Annotated in this window: 26 protein-coding genes; all 26 read left to right on the top strand. The window is 40.8% G+C overall.

The annotated features are described in order from the left end of the window. Positions 1-19: 19 nt before the first annotated feature. Positions 20-643: a 50S ribosomal protein L4 gene (gene rplD, locus EsVE80_RS11730; RefSeq protein ID WP_173103869.1), complete on the top strand. Its 624-nt coding sequence runs from the start codon at positions 20-22 to the stop codon at positions 641-643. After that, positions 643-933 carry a 50S ribosomal protein L23 gene (locus tag EsVE80_RS11725; protein WP_173103868.1) on the top strand — a complete coding sequence of 97 codons (291 nt, stop codon included), beginning with the start codon at positions 643-645 and terminating at the stop codon, positions 931-933. The genes rplD and EsVE80_RS11725 overlap by 1 nt, the downstream gene beginning before the upstream one ends. A gap of 37 nt (positions 934-970) precedes the next feature. Next, positions 971-1,804 (top strand): 50S ribosomal protein L2, encoded by an 834-nt coding sequence (gene rplB, locus EsVE80_RS11720; protein WP_173103867.1) that lies wholly within the window; start codon positions 971-973, stop codon positions 1,802-1,804. A gap of 42 nt (positions 1,805-1,846) precedes the next feature. Beyond that, positions 1,847-2,125, top strand: a complete 279-nt coding sequence (gene rpsS / locus EsVE80_RS11715) for a 30S ribosomal protein S19 (RefSeq protein WP_071864217.1) — start codon at positions 1,847-1,849, stop codon at positions 2,123-2,125. 22 nt (positions 2,126-2,147) lie between these two features. Continuing rightward, complete coding sequence (rplV, locus tag EsVE80_RS11710) at positions 2,148-2,495, top strand: 50S ribosomal protein L22 (RefSeq protein ID WP_173103866.1); 348 nt, start codon at positions 2,148-2,150, stop codon at positions 2,493-2,495. A 13-nt stretch (positions 2,496-2,508) separates the two neighbouring features. Continuing rightward, the gene (gene rpsC / locus EsVE80_RS11705) at positions 2,509-3,174 is read left to right on the top strand and encodes a 30S ribosomal protein S3 (protein ID WP_173103865.1); all 666 of its coding nucleotides are present in this window, start codon (positions 2,509-2,511) and stop codon (positions 3,172-3,174) included. 2 nt (positions 3,175-3,176) lie between these two features. Beyond that, the gene (gene rplP / locus EsVE80_RS11700) at positions 3,177-3,611 is read left to right on the top strand and encodes a 50S ribosomal protein L16 (RefSeq protein ID WP_010742757.1); all 435 of its coding nucleotides are present in this window, start codon (positions 3,177-3,179) and stop codon (positions 3,609-3,611) included. Then, entirely contained in the window at positions 3,601-3,789 is a 189-nt protein-coding gene (gene rpmC, locus EsVE80_RS11695) for a 50S ribosomal protein L29 (protein WP_002288664.1), read from the top strand. The genes rplP and rpmC overlap by 11 nt, the downstream gene beginning before the upstream one ends. Positions 3,790-3,813: 24 nt before the next feature. After that, on the top strand, positions 3,814-4,077 hold the full coding sequence (gene rpsQ, locus EsVE80_RS11690) for a 30S ribosomal protein S17 (protein ID WP_016173527.1): 264 nt from the start codon (positions 3,814-3,816) through the stop codon (positions 4,075-4,077). Positions 4,078-4,128: 51 nt separating this feature from the next. After that, positions 4,129-4,497, top strand: a complete 369-nt coding sequence (gene rplN / locus EsVE80_RS11685; RefSeq protein ID WP_071864220.1) for a 50S ribosomal protein L14 — start codon at positions 4,129-4,131, stop codon at positions 4,495-4,497. A 34-nt stretch (positions 4,498-4,531) separates the two neighbouring features. Then, complete coding sequence (rplX, locus tag EsVE80_RS11680) at positions 4,532-4,843, top strand: 50S ribosomal protein L24 (protein WP_016173529.1); 312 nt, start codon at positions 4,532-4,534, stop codon at positions 4,841-4,843. A gap of 23 nt (positions 4,844-4,866) precedes the next feature. Then, positions 4,867-5,406 carry a 50S ribosomal protein L5 gene (rplE, locus tag EsVE80_RS11675; RefSeq protein WP_016173530.1) on the top strand — a complete coding sequence of 180 codons (540 nt, stop codon included), beginning with the start codon at positions 4,867-4,869 and terminating at the stop codon, positions 5,404-5,406. 18 nt (positions 5,407-5,424) lie between these two features. Further along, positions 5,425-5,610 (top strand): type Z 30S ribosomal protein S14, encoded by a 186-nt coding sequence (locus EsVE80_RS11670; RefSeq protein WP_016173531.1) that lies wholly within the window; start codon positions 5,425-5,427, stop codon positions 5,608-5,610. A 32-nt stretch (positions 5,611-5,642) separates the two neighbouring features. Next, a complete protein-coding gene (gene rpsH / locus EsVE80_RS11665) occupies positions 5,643-6,041 on the top strand; it encodes a 30S ribosomal protein S8 (protein WP_173103864.1) in 399 nt (132 codons plus the stop codon). A gap of 29 nt (positions 6,042-6,070) precedes the next feature. Next, on the top strand, positions 6,071-6,607 hold the full coding sequence (gene rplF, locus EsVE80_RS11660; protein ID WP_173103863.1) for a 50S ribosomal protein L6: 537 nt from the start codon (positions 6,071-6,073) through the stop codon (positions 6,605-6,607). 111 nt (positions 6,608-6,718) lie between these two features. After that, the gene (gene rplR, locus EsVE80_RS11655; protein WP_071864223.1) at positions 6,719-7,075 is read left to right on the top strand and encodes a 50S ribosomal protein L18; all 357 of its coding nucleotides are present in this window, start codon (positions 6,719-6,721) and stop codon (positions 7,073-7,075) included. Positions 7,076-7,095: 20 nt separating this feature from the next. Then, the gene (gene rpsE, locus EsVE80_RS11650; RefSeq protein ID WP_016173535.1) at positions 7,096-7,596 is read left to right on the top strand and encodes a 30S ribosomal protein S5; all 501 of its coding nucleotides are present in this window, start codon (positions 7,096-7,098) and stop codon (positions 7,594-7,596) included. 14 nt (positions 7,597-7,610) lie between these two features. Then, positions 7,611-7,790, top strand: a complete 180-nt coding sequence (gene rpmD / locus EsVE80_RS11645) for a 50S ribosomal protein L30 (protein ID WP_071864224.1) — start codon at positions 7,611-7,613, stop codon at positions 7,788-7,790. A gap of 38 nt (positions 7,791-7,828) precedes the next feature. Continuing rightward, positions 7,829-8,269, top strand: coding sequence for a 50S ribosomal protein L15 (rplO, locus tag EsVE80_RS11640; RefSeq protein WP_071864225.1), 441 nt, complete (start codon positions 7,829-7,831; stop codon positions 8,267-8,269). Next, positions 8,269-9,564, top strand: a complete 1,296-nt coding sequence (gene secY, locus EsVE80_RS11635) for a preprotein translocase subunit SecY (protein WP_173103862.1) — start codon at positions 8,269-8,271, stop codon at positions 9,562-9,564. The genes rplO and secY overlap by 1 nt, the downstream gene beginning before the upstream one ends. 65 nt (positions 9,565-9,629) lie before the next feature. Continuing rightward, a complete protein-coding gene (locus EsVE80_RS11630) occupies positions 9,630-10,274 on the top strand; it encodes an adenylate kinase (protein ID WP_173103861.1) in 645 nt (214 codons plus the stop codon). Positions 10,275-10,457: 183 nt separating this feature from the next. Next, entirely contained in the window at positions 10,458-10,676 is a 219-nt protein-coding gene (gene infA / locus EsVE80_RS11625) for a translation initiation factor IF-1 (protein ID WP_010754744.1), read from the top strand. Between the two features lie 32 nt (positions 10,677-10,708). Next, a complete protein-coding gene (gene rpmJ, locus EsVE80_RS11620) occupies positions 10,709-10,825 on the top strand; it encodes a 50S ribosomal protein L36 (protein WP_002288710.1) in 117 nt (38 codons plus the stop codon). A gap of 18 nt (positions 10,826-10,843) precedes the next feature. Further along, positions 10,844-11,209 carry a 30S ribosomal protein S13 gene (gene rpsM, locus EsVE80_RS11615; RefSeq protein WP_173103860.1) on the top strand — a complete coding sequence of 122 codons (366 nt, stop codon included), beginning with the start codon at positions 10,844-10,846 and terminating at the stop codon, positions 11,207-11,209. A 27-nt stretch (positions 11,210-11,236) separates the two neighbouring features. Then, positions 11,237-11,626: a 30S ribosomal protein S11 gene (rpsK, locus tag EsVE80_RS11610; RefSeq protein WP_016173541.1), complete on the top strand. Its 390-nt coding sequence runs from the start codon at positions 11,237-11,239 to the stop codon at positions 11,624-11,626. A gap of 82 nt (positions 11,627-11,708) precedes the next feature. Continuing rightward, positions 11,709-12,647, top strand: a complete 939-nt coding sequence (locus EsVE80_RS11605; protein WP_071864228.1) for a DNA-directed RNA polymerase subunit alpha — start codon at positions 11,709-11,711, stop codon at positions 12,645-12,647. Positions 12,648-12,652: the final 5 nt, after the last annotated feature.

The following is a 12,652-nucleotide window of genomic DNA, read 5'->3' as shown; positions in this document are numbered from 1 at the left end:
AGGAAGGAGGAACTTAGGAATGCCGAATATTGCATTATTTAAACAAGATGGTAGCCAAAATGGCGAAATCACATTAAACGAAGAAATCTTCGGAATTGAACCAAATGAAAGTGTTGTCTACGATGCAATCATCATGCAACGCGCTTCATTACGACAAGGAACACACGCTGTGAAAAATCGTAGCGCAGTTCGAGGCGGTGGCCGTAAACCATGGCGCCAAAAAGGAACTGGTCGTGCTCGTCAAGGTTCAATCCGTTCACCACAATGGCGTGGCGGTGGCGTTGTCTTTGGACCAACTCCACGTTCATACAGCTACAAGCTTCCTAAAAAAGTTCGTCGCTTAGCAATGAAATCTGTTTTATCAGCAAAAGTTGCTGAAAACAAAATGGTTGCAGTTGATGCATTAAGCTTTGACGCACCAAAAACTAAAGAATTCAAACAAGTTTTAGCAAACTTGTCAGTTGATTCTAAAGTATTAGTTGTACTTGAAGCAGACAACGACTTTGCTGCTTTATCAGCTCGTAACTTACCAAACGTAACTGTTGTTACTTCAAACAACGTATCTGTATTGGATGTAGTTTCAAGCGATAAAATGTTAGCAACTCAAGCTGCTCTGACTCAAATTGAGGAGGTGCTTGCATAATGAACTTACTAGATGTTATCAAACGCCCAGTGATCACTGAAAAATCTATGCTTGCCATGGATGACAAGAAATACACTTTTGAAGTGGACACTAAAGCGAACAAAACTTTAGTAAAACAAGCAGTTGAAGCTGCTTTTGACGGTGTTAAAGTGAAAAACGTTAATATCGTGAACGTGCGTCCAAAATTCAAACGCATGGGCAAATATGCAGGATACACAAAGAAACGTCGCAAAGCGATCGTTACTTTAACTGAAGCATCAAAAGAAATTACAATTTTCGAAGCTGAATAAGCATTAAATTCTACTACTAAATAGGAGGGAAACAGGCGTGGCAATTAAAAAGTACAAACCTACCTCAAATGGTCGCCGTAACATGACAAGCTCTGATTTTGCTGAGATTACAACAAGCACTCCAGAGAAAACTTTGTTGGCACCATTGAAAAACAATGCCGGTCGTAACAACAACGGTCGTATCACTGTACGTCACCAAGGCGGCGGTCACAAGCGTCAATACCGCGTAATCGACTTCAAACGTAACAAAGATAACGTTGTTGCTACTGTTAAAACAATCGAGTATGATCCAAACCGTTCTGCTAACATTGCGTTAGTACATTATTCAGACGGTGTTAAAGCTTACATCTTAGCTCCAAAAGGCTTAGAAGTAGGTATGACAGTGGTTTCTGGTCCAGAAGCTGATATCAAAGTTGGGAATGCATTACCACTTGCAAACATCCCGGTTGGTACTGTTATCCACAACATCGAAATGAAACCAGGTAAAGGCGGACAATTAATTCGTTCAGCTGGTACAAGCGCTCAAGTATTAGGTAAAGAAGGCAAATACGTCTTGATCCGCTTAAACTCAGGCGAAGTACGGATGATCTTAGCAACTTGCCGTGCAACAATTGGTTCTGTTGGTAATGAACAACACGAATTGATTAACATTGGTAAAGCTGGTCGTTCTCGTTGGATGGGCAAACGTCCTACTGTTCGTGGTAGCGTAATGAACCCTAACGATCACCCACACGGTGGTGGTGAAGGTAAAGCTCCAATCGGACGTAAAGCTCCAGTATCACCTTGGGGTCAACCTGCATTGGGTTACAAAACACGTAATAAAAAAGCTGCTTCAGACAAACTTATCGTACGTCGTAGCAAAGCTAAATAAGTTTTTTGACCATGTGGTCTACATTTTGGAAGGAGGTTCACCATGGGTCGTAGTTTAAAGAAGGGACCTTTCGTCGATGAACACTTGATGAAAAAGGTCGAAGCACAACAAGGTGCCGAAAAGAAAAAAGTCATCAAAACTTGGTCACGTCGTTCAACAATTTTTCCGAATTTTATCGGTTTTACGATTGCTGTCTATGACGGACGCAAACATGTCCCAGTTTACATTCAAGAAGACATGGTAGGACATAAATTAGGTGAATTTGCACCAACCAGAACTTATCGTGGGCACGCTGCTGACGATAAAAAAACAAGACGTTAATATTTGAGGGGAGGATATCATCATGGCAGAACAAATTACAAAAGCTAAAGCAACTGCGAAAACAATTCGCGTATCTCCTCGCAAATCTCGTCTAGTGATTGATTTAATTAGAGGTAAAAGCGTTGCTGATGCAATTGCAATCTTAAAGTTCACACCAAATAAAGCTGCCGGAATCATCGAGAAAGTTTTGATGTCAGCAGTTGCGAATGCAGAAAACAACTTTGACTTAGATGTTGAAAACTTAGTTGTTTCCGAAGCCTTTGTTAACGAAGGACCAACAATGAAACGTTTCCGTCCACGGGCTAAAGGTTCAGCTTCACCAATCAACAAACGTACAAGTCATATCACTGTAGTCGTATCAGAAAAATAAGGAGGGATAATCAGTGGGTCAAAAAGTACATCCAATTGGAATGCGTGTAGGCATCATCCGCGACTGGGATGCAAAATGGTATGCTGAAAAAGAGTATGCTGACTTCTTACACGAAGATTTGAAAATCCGTAAGTTTATCGCGACTAAATTAGCTGACGCTGCAGTTTCTACTGTTGAAATCGAACGTGCTGCTAACCGCGTGAACGTTTCTATCCACACTGCTAAACCAGGTATGGTAATTGGTAAAGGTGGTTCAGAAGTTGAAAACTTACGTAAACAATTAAACAGCTTAACTGGCAAACGTATCCACATCAACATCGTGGAAATTAAAAAACCAGATTTAGATGCAAAATTAGTTGGTGAAGGAATTGCACGCCAATTAGAAAACCGGGTTGCGTTCCGACGCGCTCAAAAACAAGCTATCCAACGCACAATGCGCGCGGGTGCTAAAGGAATCAAAACAATGGTATCTGGCCGTTTAAACGGTGCTGATATCGCTCGTAGCGAAGGCTACTCAGAAGGTACTGTTCCACTTCATACATTGCGTGCCGATATCGACTACGCTTGGGAAGAAGCAGATACTACCTACGGAAAATTAGGAGTTAAAGTGTGGATCTATCGTGGCGAAATCTTGCCAACGAAAAAGAACGCTCAAAACACTAAGAAAGGAGGGAAATAAACATGTTAGTACCTAAACGTGTAAAACATCGTCGTGAATTCCGTGGTAAAATGCGCGGAGAAGCAAAAGGCGGTAAAGAGATTGCTTTTGGTGAATTCGGCTTACAAGCTGTGGAATCACATTGGATCACCAACCGTCAAATCGAAGCTTCACGTATCGCTATGACTCGTTACATGAAGCGTGGTGGGAAAGTGTGGATTAAAATTTTCCCTCATAAATCATATACATCTAAAGCGATCGGCGTACGTATGGGTAAAGGTAAAGGGGCTCCTGAAGGCTGGGTTTCACCAGTTAAACGCGGCAAAATCATGTTTGAAATCGCCGGTGTTCCTGAAGAAGTTGCTCGTGAAGCATTGCGTCTTGCTTCTCACAAATTACCAATGAAAACGAAGATCGTAAAACGTGAGGAAATGGGTGGTGAATCGAATGAAGGTTAAAGAAATCAGAGAATTAACCACTGCCGAAATGCTTGATCAGGAAAAACAATTGAAAGAAGAATTGTTCAACTTGCGTTTCCAATTAGCAACCGGTCAATTAGAAAACACTGCACGTATCAAAGAAGTACGTAAATCGATTGCACGCATCAAAACTGTGTTGCGTGAACAAGCGAAGTAATTGTGGAAGGAGGCCATTAGCGGTATGACTGAAAGAAATCAACGTAAAGTTTACCAAGGTCGCGTGGTATCTGACAAAATGGATAAAACCATTACTGTCGTTGTAGAAACAAAGAAAAACCACCCTATCTACGGTAAACGAATGAACTACTCTAAGAAATACAAAGCGCACGATGAAAACAACGAAGCAAAAGTTGGCGATATCGTGAAAATTATGGAAACTCGTCCATTATCTGCTACTAAACGTTTCCGTCTAGTAGAAATCGTTGAAAAAGCTGTAATTATCTAATTACACTTTGAAACTTGGTAGATAAATAAAGCGATAAAGGAGGATACAACCGTGATCCAATCAGAAAGCCGATTAAAAGTTGCTGATAACTCAGGTGCGCGCGAAATTTTGACGATCAAAGTCCTAGGTGGCTCAGGTCGCAAAACTGCTAACATCGGAGACGTGATCGTTGCTTCAGTTAAACAAGCAACGCCAGGTGGGGTTGTCAAAAAAGGCGACGTTGTCAAAGCGGTCATCGTCCGCACTAAATCAGGTGCGCGCCGTGCTGACGGTTCTTATATTAAATTTGATGAAAATGCTGCGGTAATTATCCGTGACGATAAAAGCCCTCGTGGAACTCGGATCTTTGGCCCTGTTGCCCGTGAATTGCGTGAAAACAACTTCATGAAGATCGTTTCCCTAGCACCAGAAGTATTATAAGAAAACCTATTTTAAAAGGAGGTGCGAAACAGTAATGTTTATTAAAAAAGGCGACAAAGTCAAAGTTATCACCGGTAAAGATAAAAACAAAGAAGGCGTTGTTTTAGAAGCTTTCCCGAAAAAAGATAAAGTTGTAGTCGAAGGTGTTAACATCGTGAAAAAACACCAAAAACCTTCTCAAGCTGCTCCGCAAGGCGGAATCGTTGAAATGGAAGCTCCGATTCATGTATCAAATGTCATGATCATCGACCCATCAAACGGTGAAGCTACTCGGGTTGGCTACAAAGAAGTTGACGGTAAAAAAGTCCGTGTTTCCAAGAAAACCGGTGAAGTTCTAGATAAATAATTAAAGGAAGGAGGGGCAACTAAATGAACCGCCTGAAAGAAAAATACTCAAAAGAAGTAGTTCCAGCTTTAATGGAAAAATTCAATTATAATTCAGTGATGCAAGCACCAAAAGTTGAAAAGATTGTTATCAACATGGGTGTGGGTGACGCTGTTTCAAATGCGAAAAATTTAGATAAAGCAGTAGAAGAATTGACTTTAATCGCTGGTCAAAAACCGTTGATTACTAAAGCTAAAAAATCTATTGCCGGCTTCCGTTTACGTGAAGGTATGCCAATCGGCGCCAAAGTTACTTTGCGCGGCGAACGCATGTATGAATTCTTAGACAAATTGGTAAGTGTTTCACTACCACGTGTCCGTGACTTCCATGGTGTAAGTAAAAAATCATTCGATGGTCGCGGTAACTACACTTTAGGTATCAAAGAACAATTAATCTTCCCTGAAGTTGATTATGATTTGGTCGACAAAGTACGCGGGATGGACATCGTTATTGTGACAACAGCCAACACTGATGAAGAATCACGTGAATTGCTGACACAATTAGGCATGCCATTCCAAAAATAATTAAAGGAGGCGAACTACGTGGCTAAAAAATCAATGATTGCTAAACAACAACGTCCTGCTAAACATTCAACACAAGCATATACTCGTTGCGAACGTTGCGGACGTCCACATTCAGTTTATCGTAAATTTAAACTTTGCCGTATTTGCTTCCGCGAACTTGCCTATAAAGGTCAAATTCCCGGCGTGAAGAAAGCTAGCTGGTAAACAAATACTCGCATAAAGGAGGTAAAGAACCCATGGTCATGACAGATCCAATCGCAGATTTTCTAACTCGCATTCGTAATGCTAACATGGTTAAGCACGAATCTTTAGAAGTGCCTGCATCAAAAATCAAGCGTGACATCGCTGAAATCTTGAAAAACGAAGGTTTCATTCGTGATGTTGAATATATCGAAGATGACAAACAAGGCGTGATCCGTGTCTTCCTGAAATACGGTAAAAACGGTGAACGTGTTATCACTAACTTGAAACGTATCTCTAAACCAGGCTTGCGTGCTTACGTTAAAGCTGACGAAGTACCAAAAGTATTAAATGGTTTAGGTATCGCCATTATCTCGACTTCTGACGGTGTAATCACTGATAAAGAAGCGCGTCAAAAAAATGTCGGCGGCGAAGTTGTCGCATACGTATGGTAATATAATCTTTTACAAGGAGGTGTCTTTAAGTGAGTCGTATCGGTAATAAAATCGTTGAATTGCCTGCTGGCGTAGAAGTTAAGCAAGATGGCAACAACATTACAGTCAAAGGTCCTAAAGGTGAACTTACACGTACTTTTTCTGCTGACATTACTATGAATGTCGAAGGAAACGTGGTAACTTTCACTCGTCCAAATGACACAAAAGAAATGAAAACAATCCATGGAACAACTCGTGCCAACTTCAACAACATGGTCGTAGGTGTTTCTGAAGGTTTCCAAAAAGCTCTTGAACTTATCGGGGTTGGTTACCGTGCCCAATTACAAGGCAAAAAGTTAGTCTTAAACGTGGGTTACTCTCACCCAGTTGAAATTGAAGCGCCAGCTGGCGTTGAAATTGAAGTTCCAGCGAACACACAAGTGATCGTTAAAGGGATCAACAAAGAAGTAGTTGGCGAATTAGCTGCGAATATCCGTGGCGTACGTCCTCCAGAACCTTATAAAGGCAAAGGTATCCGCTATGTTGGCGAATTCGTACGCCGTAAAGAAGGTAAAACTGGTAAATAATAAAGGATATAGCCGAAGCCCGTATGAAAATTACGGCTTCACATCTTCCTTTTTTGAAGATAACTATATACTTTTCGCGGCTTAGGCCAGCAAATAGAAGAGGTGACAATTGTGATTACAAAACCAGACAAAAACAAGACACGTCAAAAGCGTCATCGCCGTGTCCGTAACAAAATCTCTGGTACTGCTGAGTGCCCACGTTTGAACGTTTTCCGTTCTAACAAAAACATCTACGCGCAAGTTATTGATGACGTAGCGGGTGTAACGCTAGCAAGTGCCTCTGCCTTGGATAAAGAAATTTCAGGTGGAACTAAAACAGAACAAGCACAAGCCGTTGGTAAATTAGTTGCTGAACGTGCTGCTGCTAAAGGTATTAAAGAAGTAGTCTTTGACCGTGGTGGTTACCTTTACCATGGCCGTGTGCAAGCTTTAGCTGAAGCTGCTCGCGAAAATGGACTAGAATTTTAGGAAAAGGAGGAACACCATTCATGACTTACATCGATCCAAATCATTTGGAATTAGAAGACCGCGTTGTTGCGATTAACCGTGTAACAAAAGTTGTTAAAGGCGGACGTCGTTTACGTTTTGCAGCTTTAGTTGTAGTTGGCGATAAAAACGGACACGTAGGTTTTGGTACAGGTAAAGCACAAGAAGTACCAGAAGCTATCCGTAAAGCGATCGAAAGTGCTAAGAAAAACTTGATTGAAGTACCTATGGTGGGAACAACTATCCCTCATGAAGTTATTGGCGTCTTTGGCGGTGGCCGCATTTTAATGAAGCCAGCAGTTGAAGGTTCTGGGGTTGCAGCAGGTGGACCTGTCCGTGCCGTCTTAGAATTAGCAGGCGTTTCAGATATTACTTCTAAATCATTAGGTTCAAACACACCAATCAACGTTGTTCGCGCAACTGTTGAAGGTTTATCTCAATTAAAACGTGCTGAAGAAGTTGCTGCATTACGTGGCAAATCAGTTGAAGAAATTATCGGATAAGGAGGACAACAATAATGGCTGAATTAAAAATTACTTTAAAACGCAGTGTTATCGGACGTCCTCAAAACCAACGTGATACTGTTAAAGCGTTGGGTCTAGGTAAAGTGAACACAACTGTAGTAAAACCAGCTAATGATGCAATCAAAGGCATGGTTAACACTATTTCTCACTTGGTGGACGTTGAAGAAATTTAATCAAACTTAGTTTAACTTGTTAAGGAGGTGCCAACCCTATGAAACTTCATGAATTACAACCTGCAGAAGGATCACGCCAAGTACGCAATCGCGTCGGTCGCGGTACTTCATCTGGTAACGGTAAAACAGCTGGTCGCGGACAAAAAGGTCAAAAAGCGCGTTCAGGTGGCGGTGTACGTCTAGGATTTGAAGGTGGTCAAACACCATTATTCCGTCGTTTACCAAAACGTGGTTTTACTAACGTTAACCGTAAAGAATATGCAGTAATCAATTTAGATGTCTTAAATCGCTTTGAAGACGGTACTGAAGTAACACCTGTTACTCTAGTAGAAGCTGGAATCGTGAAAAACGAAAAAGCTGGAATCAAAGTTTTAGGCAACGGTGAATTGACTAAGAAATTAACTGTGAAAGCAGCTAAATTCTCAAAAACAGCCGAAGAAGCTATCACAGCTAACGGTGGGTCAATTGAGGTGATCTAATGTTTAAACTGTTGAAAGACTCTTTTAAAGTTAAAGATATTAGATCAAAGATCTTCTTTACCGTTTTTGCTTTATTCGTCTTTCGTCTAGGAGCACATATCACCGTTCCTGGTGTTGATGCTAGTCGCTTACAAAGTATTGCTGATCTACCGTTTTTAAACATGTTAAACATGGTGAGTGGTAGTGCAATGCAAAACTTTTCAGTCTTTTCAATGGGTGTGTCACCTTATATTACTGCTTCAATTGTTATTCAGTTGTTGCAAATGGATATTGTGCCAAAATTCGTTGAATGGTCTAAACAAGGAGAAGTAGGACGACGTAAATTAAATCAAGCTACGCGCATTTTGACATTGGTTTTGGCCTTTGTTCAATCAGTCGGGATTACAGCTGGATTTAATTCTTGGACACAGCTTGGCTTTGTGGATAACCCAGATGTGATGACTTTTGTTGTAATTGGTTTAATCTTAACTGCGGGTACAATGTTTGTCACCTGGTTGGGAGAGCAAATTACAGAAAAAGGAGTTGGCAATGGGGTTTCTATGATCATCTTTGCTGGTATTATCTCTCGTTTACCTGATGCGATTAAACAATTAGTGGAAGATTATTTCATTAATATCGAATCAAGTGAAATTTGGAAATCGGCATTATTTATGGTTGCTTTAGTAATTGCTGTGTTAGTGATTATTACGTTGGTAACTTATGTCCAACAAGCAGAACGTAAAATTCCAATCCAATATACAAAACGAGTAGCTGGTGCACCAACAAGCAGTTATTTGCCGCTTAAAGTTAATGCTGCCGGCGTTATTCCAGTTATTTTCGCCAGTTCTTTCATTGCTACCCCGAATGCCATTTTACAAGCTTTAAGCGGCTCGTATCGTGGTGAAGGTTGGTATGAAGTAATGATGCAGATCTTTAATTATAACACGGTGCCAGGTGCAACGATTTATACATTATTGATTGTAGCATTTACGTTCTTTTACGCTTTCGTGCAAGTTAACCCTGAGAAATTAGCGGAAAACTTACAAAAGCAAGGAAGTTACATTCCATCGGTCAGACCTGGTAAAGGTACTGAAGATTATGTCTCTCGCTTATTGATGCGTTTAAGCGCGGTTGGGGCCTTGTTCTTAGGCTTAGTTGCATTGTTACCAATTATTGCACAAATGGTTTGGAACTTGCCACAATCAATTGGTTTGGGGGGCACAAGTCTATTGATCGTAATCGGTGTTGCGCTGGAAACTGCCAAACAGTTAGAAGGTCTAATGCTGAAACGGAAATATACTGGTTTTATCAATTAGAGTGAAGGTGAAGTGTTGAGGGTTCTCCTCAACACCCCCACCATAAACTTACAGGAGGAGTTAGTATGAACCTTGTATTAATGGGATTGCCTGGTGCAGGTAAAGGAACGCAAGCCGAAAGAATTGTCGCTGCGTATCAAATTCCTCACATTTCAACAGGTGATATGTTTCGGGCAGCTATGGCCAATGAAACAGCTCTCGGCCTGGAAGCAAAAGCTTATATGGATAAAGGTGAATTAGTGCCTGACGAAGTTACCAATGGTATCGTAAAAGAGCGCCTAGCAGAACCTGATACTGACAAGGGCTTCTTGTTAGATGGTTTTCCTCGGACTTTAGATCAAGCAAAAGCATTAGATCAAATGCTTTCAGAACTTGGGAAAAAATTAGATGCCGTCGTTGAAATCCATGTTCCGTCAGAAATCTTAGTTGAACGTCTTGCTGGTCGCTATATGTGTCGCAATTGCGGGGCAACGTATCACAAAATCTTCAATCCAACTAAAGTTGAAGGCACCTGTGATCGTTGTGGGGGCCACGAATTTTATCAACGAGAAGATGACAAACCTGAAACAGTCAAGAATCGTCTAGCTGTCAACATTAAAAGCAGTGAACCAATCTTAGGCTATTACAAAGATCAAGGTTTATTGCAGTCGATTGATGGAGATCGTGATATCGATGCAGTCTTTGCCGACGTGCAAAAGATCATCGGGTAACACGCGCAAACAGCTACCGACTTGCAAAGAAACTTTCTCTTGCTAAGTGTGATATATTATGATAGAATATGTCAGTCCGCCTTTAGCGTTAAATAAAGGCAAGTTTTGAGAATCTCAGGTGGGAACGCCAAGTTTCCGCCATTTTATCGTGTAAAGCGAAACAAGTACAAGGAGGTACTGTGCGTGGCAAAAGAAGATGTTATCGAAATCGAAGGTACAGTCGTCGAAACTTTGCCGAATGCAATGTTTAAAGTGGAATTGGAAAACGGACACCAAGTGCTCGCTACGGTATCAGGTAAGATCCGTATGCACTACATCCGCATCCTGCCCGGTGATAAAGTGACGGTAGAATTATCGCCATACGATTTATCACGTGGTCGGATCACATACCGTTTTAAATAATTGTACTCCGTAAACTTCAAGGAGGTATTATCATGAAAGTAAGACCATCAGTAAAACCAATGTGTGAACATTGTAAAGTAATTCGTCGTAAAGGGCGCGTTATGGTGATTTGCCCAGCAAATCCAAAACATAAACAACGTCAAGGATAATCGGAGGTGTAACAAAATATGGCACGTATTGCAGGAGTAGATATTCCTCGTGATAAACGCGTAGTAGTTTCTTTAACTTACATCTATGGTATCGGAAACACTACTGCGAAAGAAGTGTTAGCTGAAGCTGGCGTATCTGAAGATGTTCGTGTTCGTGATTTAACGAATGAACAAACAGATGCTATCCGTGCAGCAGTTGATAAATTAAAAGTTGAAGGCGATCTTCGTCGTGAAGTCAACTTAAACATTAAACGTTTGATGGAAATCGGTTCTTACCGTGGTATCCGTCACCGTCGTGGTTTGCCAGTTCGTGGTCAAAACACTAAAAATAATGCCCGCACGCGTAAAGGTCCTTCTAAAACAGTTGCAGGTAAGAAAAAATAATAATTTAGTGAAGGAGGTTAAAACTTCATGGTAGCAAAAAAAGTGAATCGTAAACGCCGTGTCAAAAAGAATATTGAAACCGGTATTGCGCATATCCATTCAACATTCAACAATACAATTGTAATGATTACAGATACTCATGGTAATGCTTTAGCATGGTCATCTGCTGGTGCTTTAGGTTTTAAAGGTAGCAAAAAATCAACACCTTTTGCCGCTCAAATGGCAGCTGAAACTGCTTCAAAAGCTGCAATGGAACATGGATTAAGAACAGTTGATGTAACTGTTAAAGGCCCTGGTTCTGGACGTGAAGCAGCAATTCGTTCATTACAAGCAGCAGGTCTAGAAGTGACTGCAATCCGTGACGTGACTCCAGTTCCTCATAATGGATGCCGCCCTCCAAAACGCCGTCGTGTTTAATGAGTGCTGCTCAATTTGAGTTTCTACATTTTTACGTCATTGAACAAGACACTTTTCGTTTTGAAAGGGGTAAAAGATAAGAATGATTGAATTCGAAAAACCAAGAGTTGCAAAAATTGATGAAGAAAAAGATTATGGCAAGTTCATCGTTGAGCCTCTAGAAAGAGGTTATGGGACTACTTTAGGCAATTCCCTACGTCGTATTTTATTATCTTCATTGCCTGGGGCAGCGATCACAAGTATTCAAATTGATGGCGTCTTACACGAATTCTCCACCGTCAAAGGTGTGCGCGAAGATGTCGCACAAATCATTTTGAATATCAAAGGTCTTGCTCTTAAGATGTACACGCAAGAAGAAAAAACCCTTGAAATCGACATTACCGGTCCAGCGACTGTTACTGCTGGTGACATTATCGTTGACAGTGATGTAGAAATTTTAAACAAAGATATGTATATTTGTAGCGTTTCTGAAGGGGCAACTTTTCATGCCCGCTTGACTGTTCGACCTGGTCGTGGTTATGTGCAAGCTGATGAAAACAAACGGGAAGATATGCCAATTGGCGTGATTCCAGTTGATTCAATTTACACACCAGTAAATCGTGTTAACTACCAAGTAGAAAACACGCGGGTTGGCCGTCGTGACGATTTTGATAAATTGACGATGGAAATTTGGACTGACGGTTCTATCATGCCGATGGAAGCGATGAGTTTAGCTGCGAAAATCATGACTGAACATTTGGATATTTTTGTGAATCTAACGGATGAGGCTAAAAATGCTGAAATCATGATTGAAAAAGAAGAAACACAAAAAGAAAAAATGTTAGAAATGACAATCGAAGAATTAGACTTATCTGTTCGTTCATATAACTGTCTAAAACGTGCTGGTATCAATACAGTGCAAGAATTGACCAACAAATCTGAACCAGAAATGATTAAAGTGCGTAATTTAGGCCGTAAATCTCTTGAAGAAGTGAAAGCTAAATTACATGATCTTGGTTTAGGATTACGTAAAGACGACTAATAGTC

Source organism: Enterococcus saigonensis (assembly GCF_011397115.1).
Taxonomy (GTDB): Bacteria; Bacillota; Bacilli; order Lactobacillales; family Enterococcaceae; genus Enterococcus_C; species Enterococcus_C saigonensis.
Note: the sequence above shows the minus strand (reverse complement) of the source record. Positions and strands in the feature narration are given on the sequence as shown.

What these genes read in the sequence shown, in the direction of transcription:
- rplD (WP_173103869.1), top strand. Translation starts at nt 20, where the DNA reads ATGCCGAATATTGCATTATTTAAACAAGATGGTAGCCAAAATGGCGAA.
- EsVE80_RS11725 (WP_173103868.1), top strand. Translation starts at nt 643, where the DNA reads ATGAACTTACTAGATGTTATCAAACGCCCAGTGATCACTGAAAAATCT.
- rpsS (WP_071864217.1), top strand. Translation starts at nt 1,847, where the DNA reads ATGGGTCGTAGTTTAAAGAAGGGACCTTTCGTCGATGAACACTTGATG.
- rplV (WP_173103866.1), top strand. Translation starts at nt 2,148, where the DNA reads ATGGCAGAACAAATTACAAAAGCTAAAGCAACTGCGAAAACAATTCGC.
- rplP (WP_010742757.1), top strand. Translation starts at nt 3,177, where the DNA reads ATGTTAGTACCTAAACGTGTAAAACATCGTCGTGAATTCCGTGGTAAA.
- rpmC (WP_002288664.1), top strand. Translation starts at nt 3,601, where the DNA reads ATGAAGGTTAAAGAAATCAGAGAATTAACCACTGCCGAAATGCTTGAT.
- rpsQ (WP_016173527.1), top strand. Translation starts at nt 3,814, where the DNA reads ATGACTGAAAGAAATCAACGTAAAGTTTACCAAGGTCGCGTGGTATCT.
- rplX (WP_016173529.1), top strand. Translation starts at nt 4,532, where the DNA reads ATGTTTATTAAAAAAGGCGACAAAGTCAAAGTTATCACCGGTAAAGAT.
- rplE (WP_016173530.1), top strand. Translation starts at nt 4,867, where the DNA reads ATGAACCGCCTGAAAGAAAAATACTCAAAAGAAGTAGTTCCAGCTTTA.
- rpsH (WP_173103864.1), top strand. Translation starts at nt 5,643, where the DNA reads ATGGTCATGACAGATCCAATCGCAGATTTTCTAACTCGCATTCGTAAT.
- rpsE (WP_016173535.1), top strand. Translation starts at nt 7,096, where the DNA reads ATGACTTACATCGATCCAAATCATTTGGAATTAGAAGACCGCGTTGTT.
- rpmD (WP_071864224.1), top strand. Translation starts at nt 7,611, where the DNA reads ATGGCTGAATTAAAAATTACTTTAAAACGCAGTGTTATCGGACGTCCT.
- rplO (WP_071864225.1), top strand. Translation starts at nt 7,829, where the DNA reads ATGAAACTTCATGAATTACAACCTGCAGAAGGATCACGCCAAGTACGC.
- secY (WP_173103862.1), top strand. Translation starts at nt 8,269, where the DNA reads ATGTTTAAACTGTTGAAAGACTCTTTTAAAGTTAAAGATATTAGATCA.
- EsVE80_RS11630 (WP_173103861.1), top strand. Translation starts at nt 9,630, where the DNA reads ATGAACCTTGTATTAATGGGATTGCCTGGTGCAGGTAAAGGAACGCAA.
- rpmJ (WP_002288710.1), top strand. Translation starts at nt 10,709, where the DNA reads ATGAAAGTAAGACCATCAGTAAAACCAATGTGTGAACATTGTAAAGTA.
- rpsM (WP_173103860.1), top strand. Translation starts at nt 10,844, where the DNA reads ATGGCACGTATTGCAGGAGTAGATATTCCTCGTGATAAACGCGTAGTA.
- rpsK (WP_016173541.1), top strand. Translation starts at nt 11,237, where the DNA reads ATGGTAGCAAAAAAAGTGAATCGTAAACGCCGTGTCAAAAAGAATATT.
- EsVE80_RS11605 (WP_071864228.1), top strand. Translation starts at nt 11,709, where the DNA reads ATGATTGAATTCGAAAAACCAAGAGTTGCAAAAATTGATGAAGAAAAA.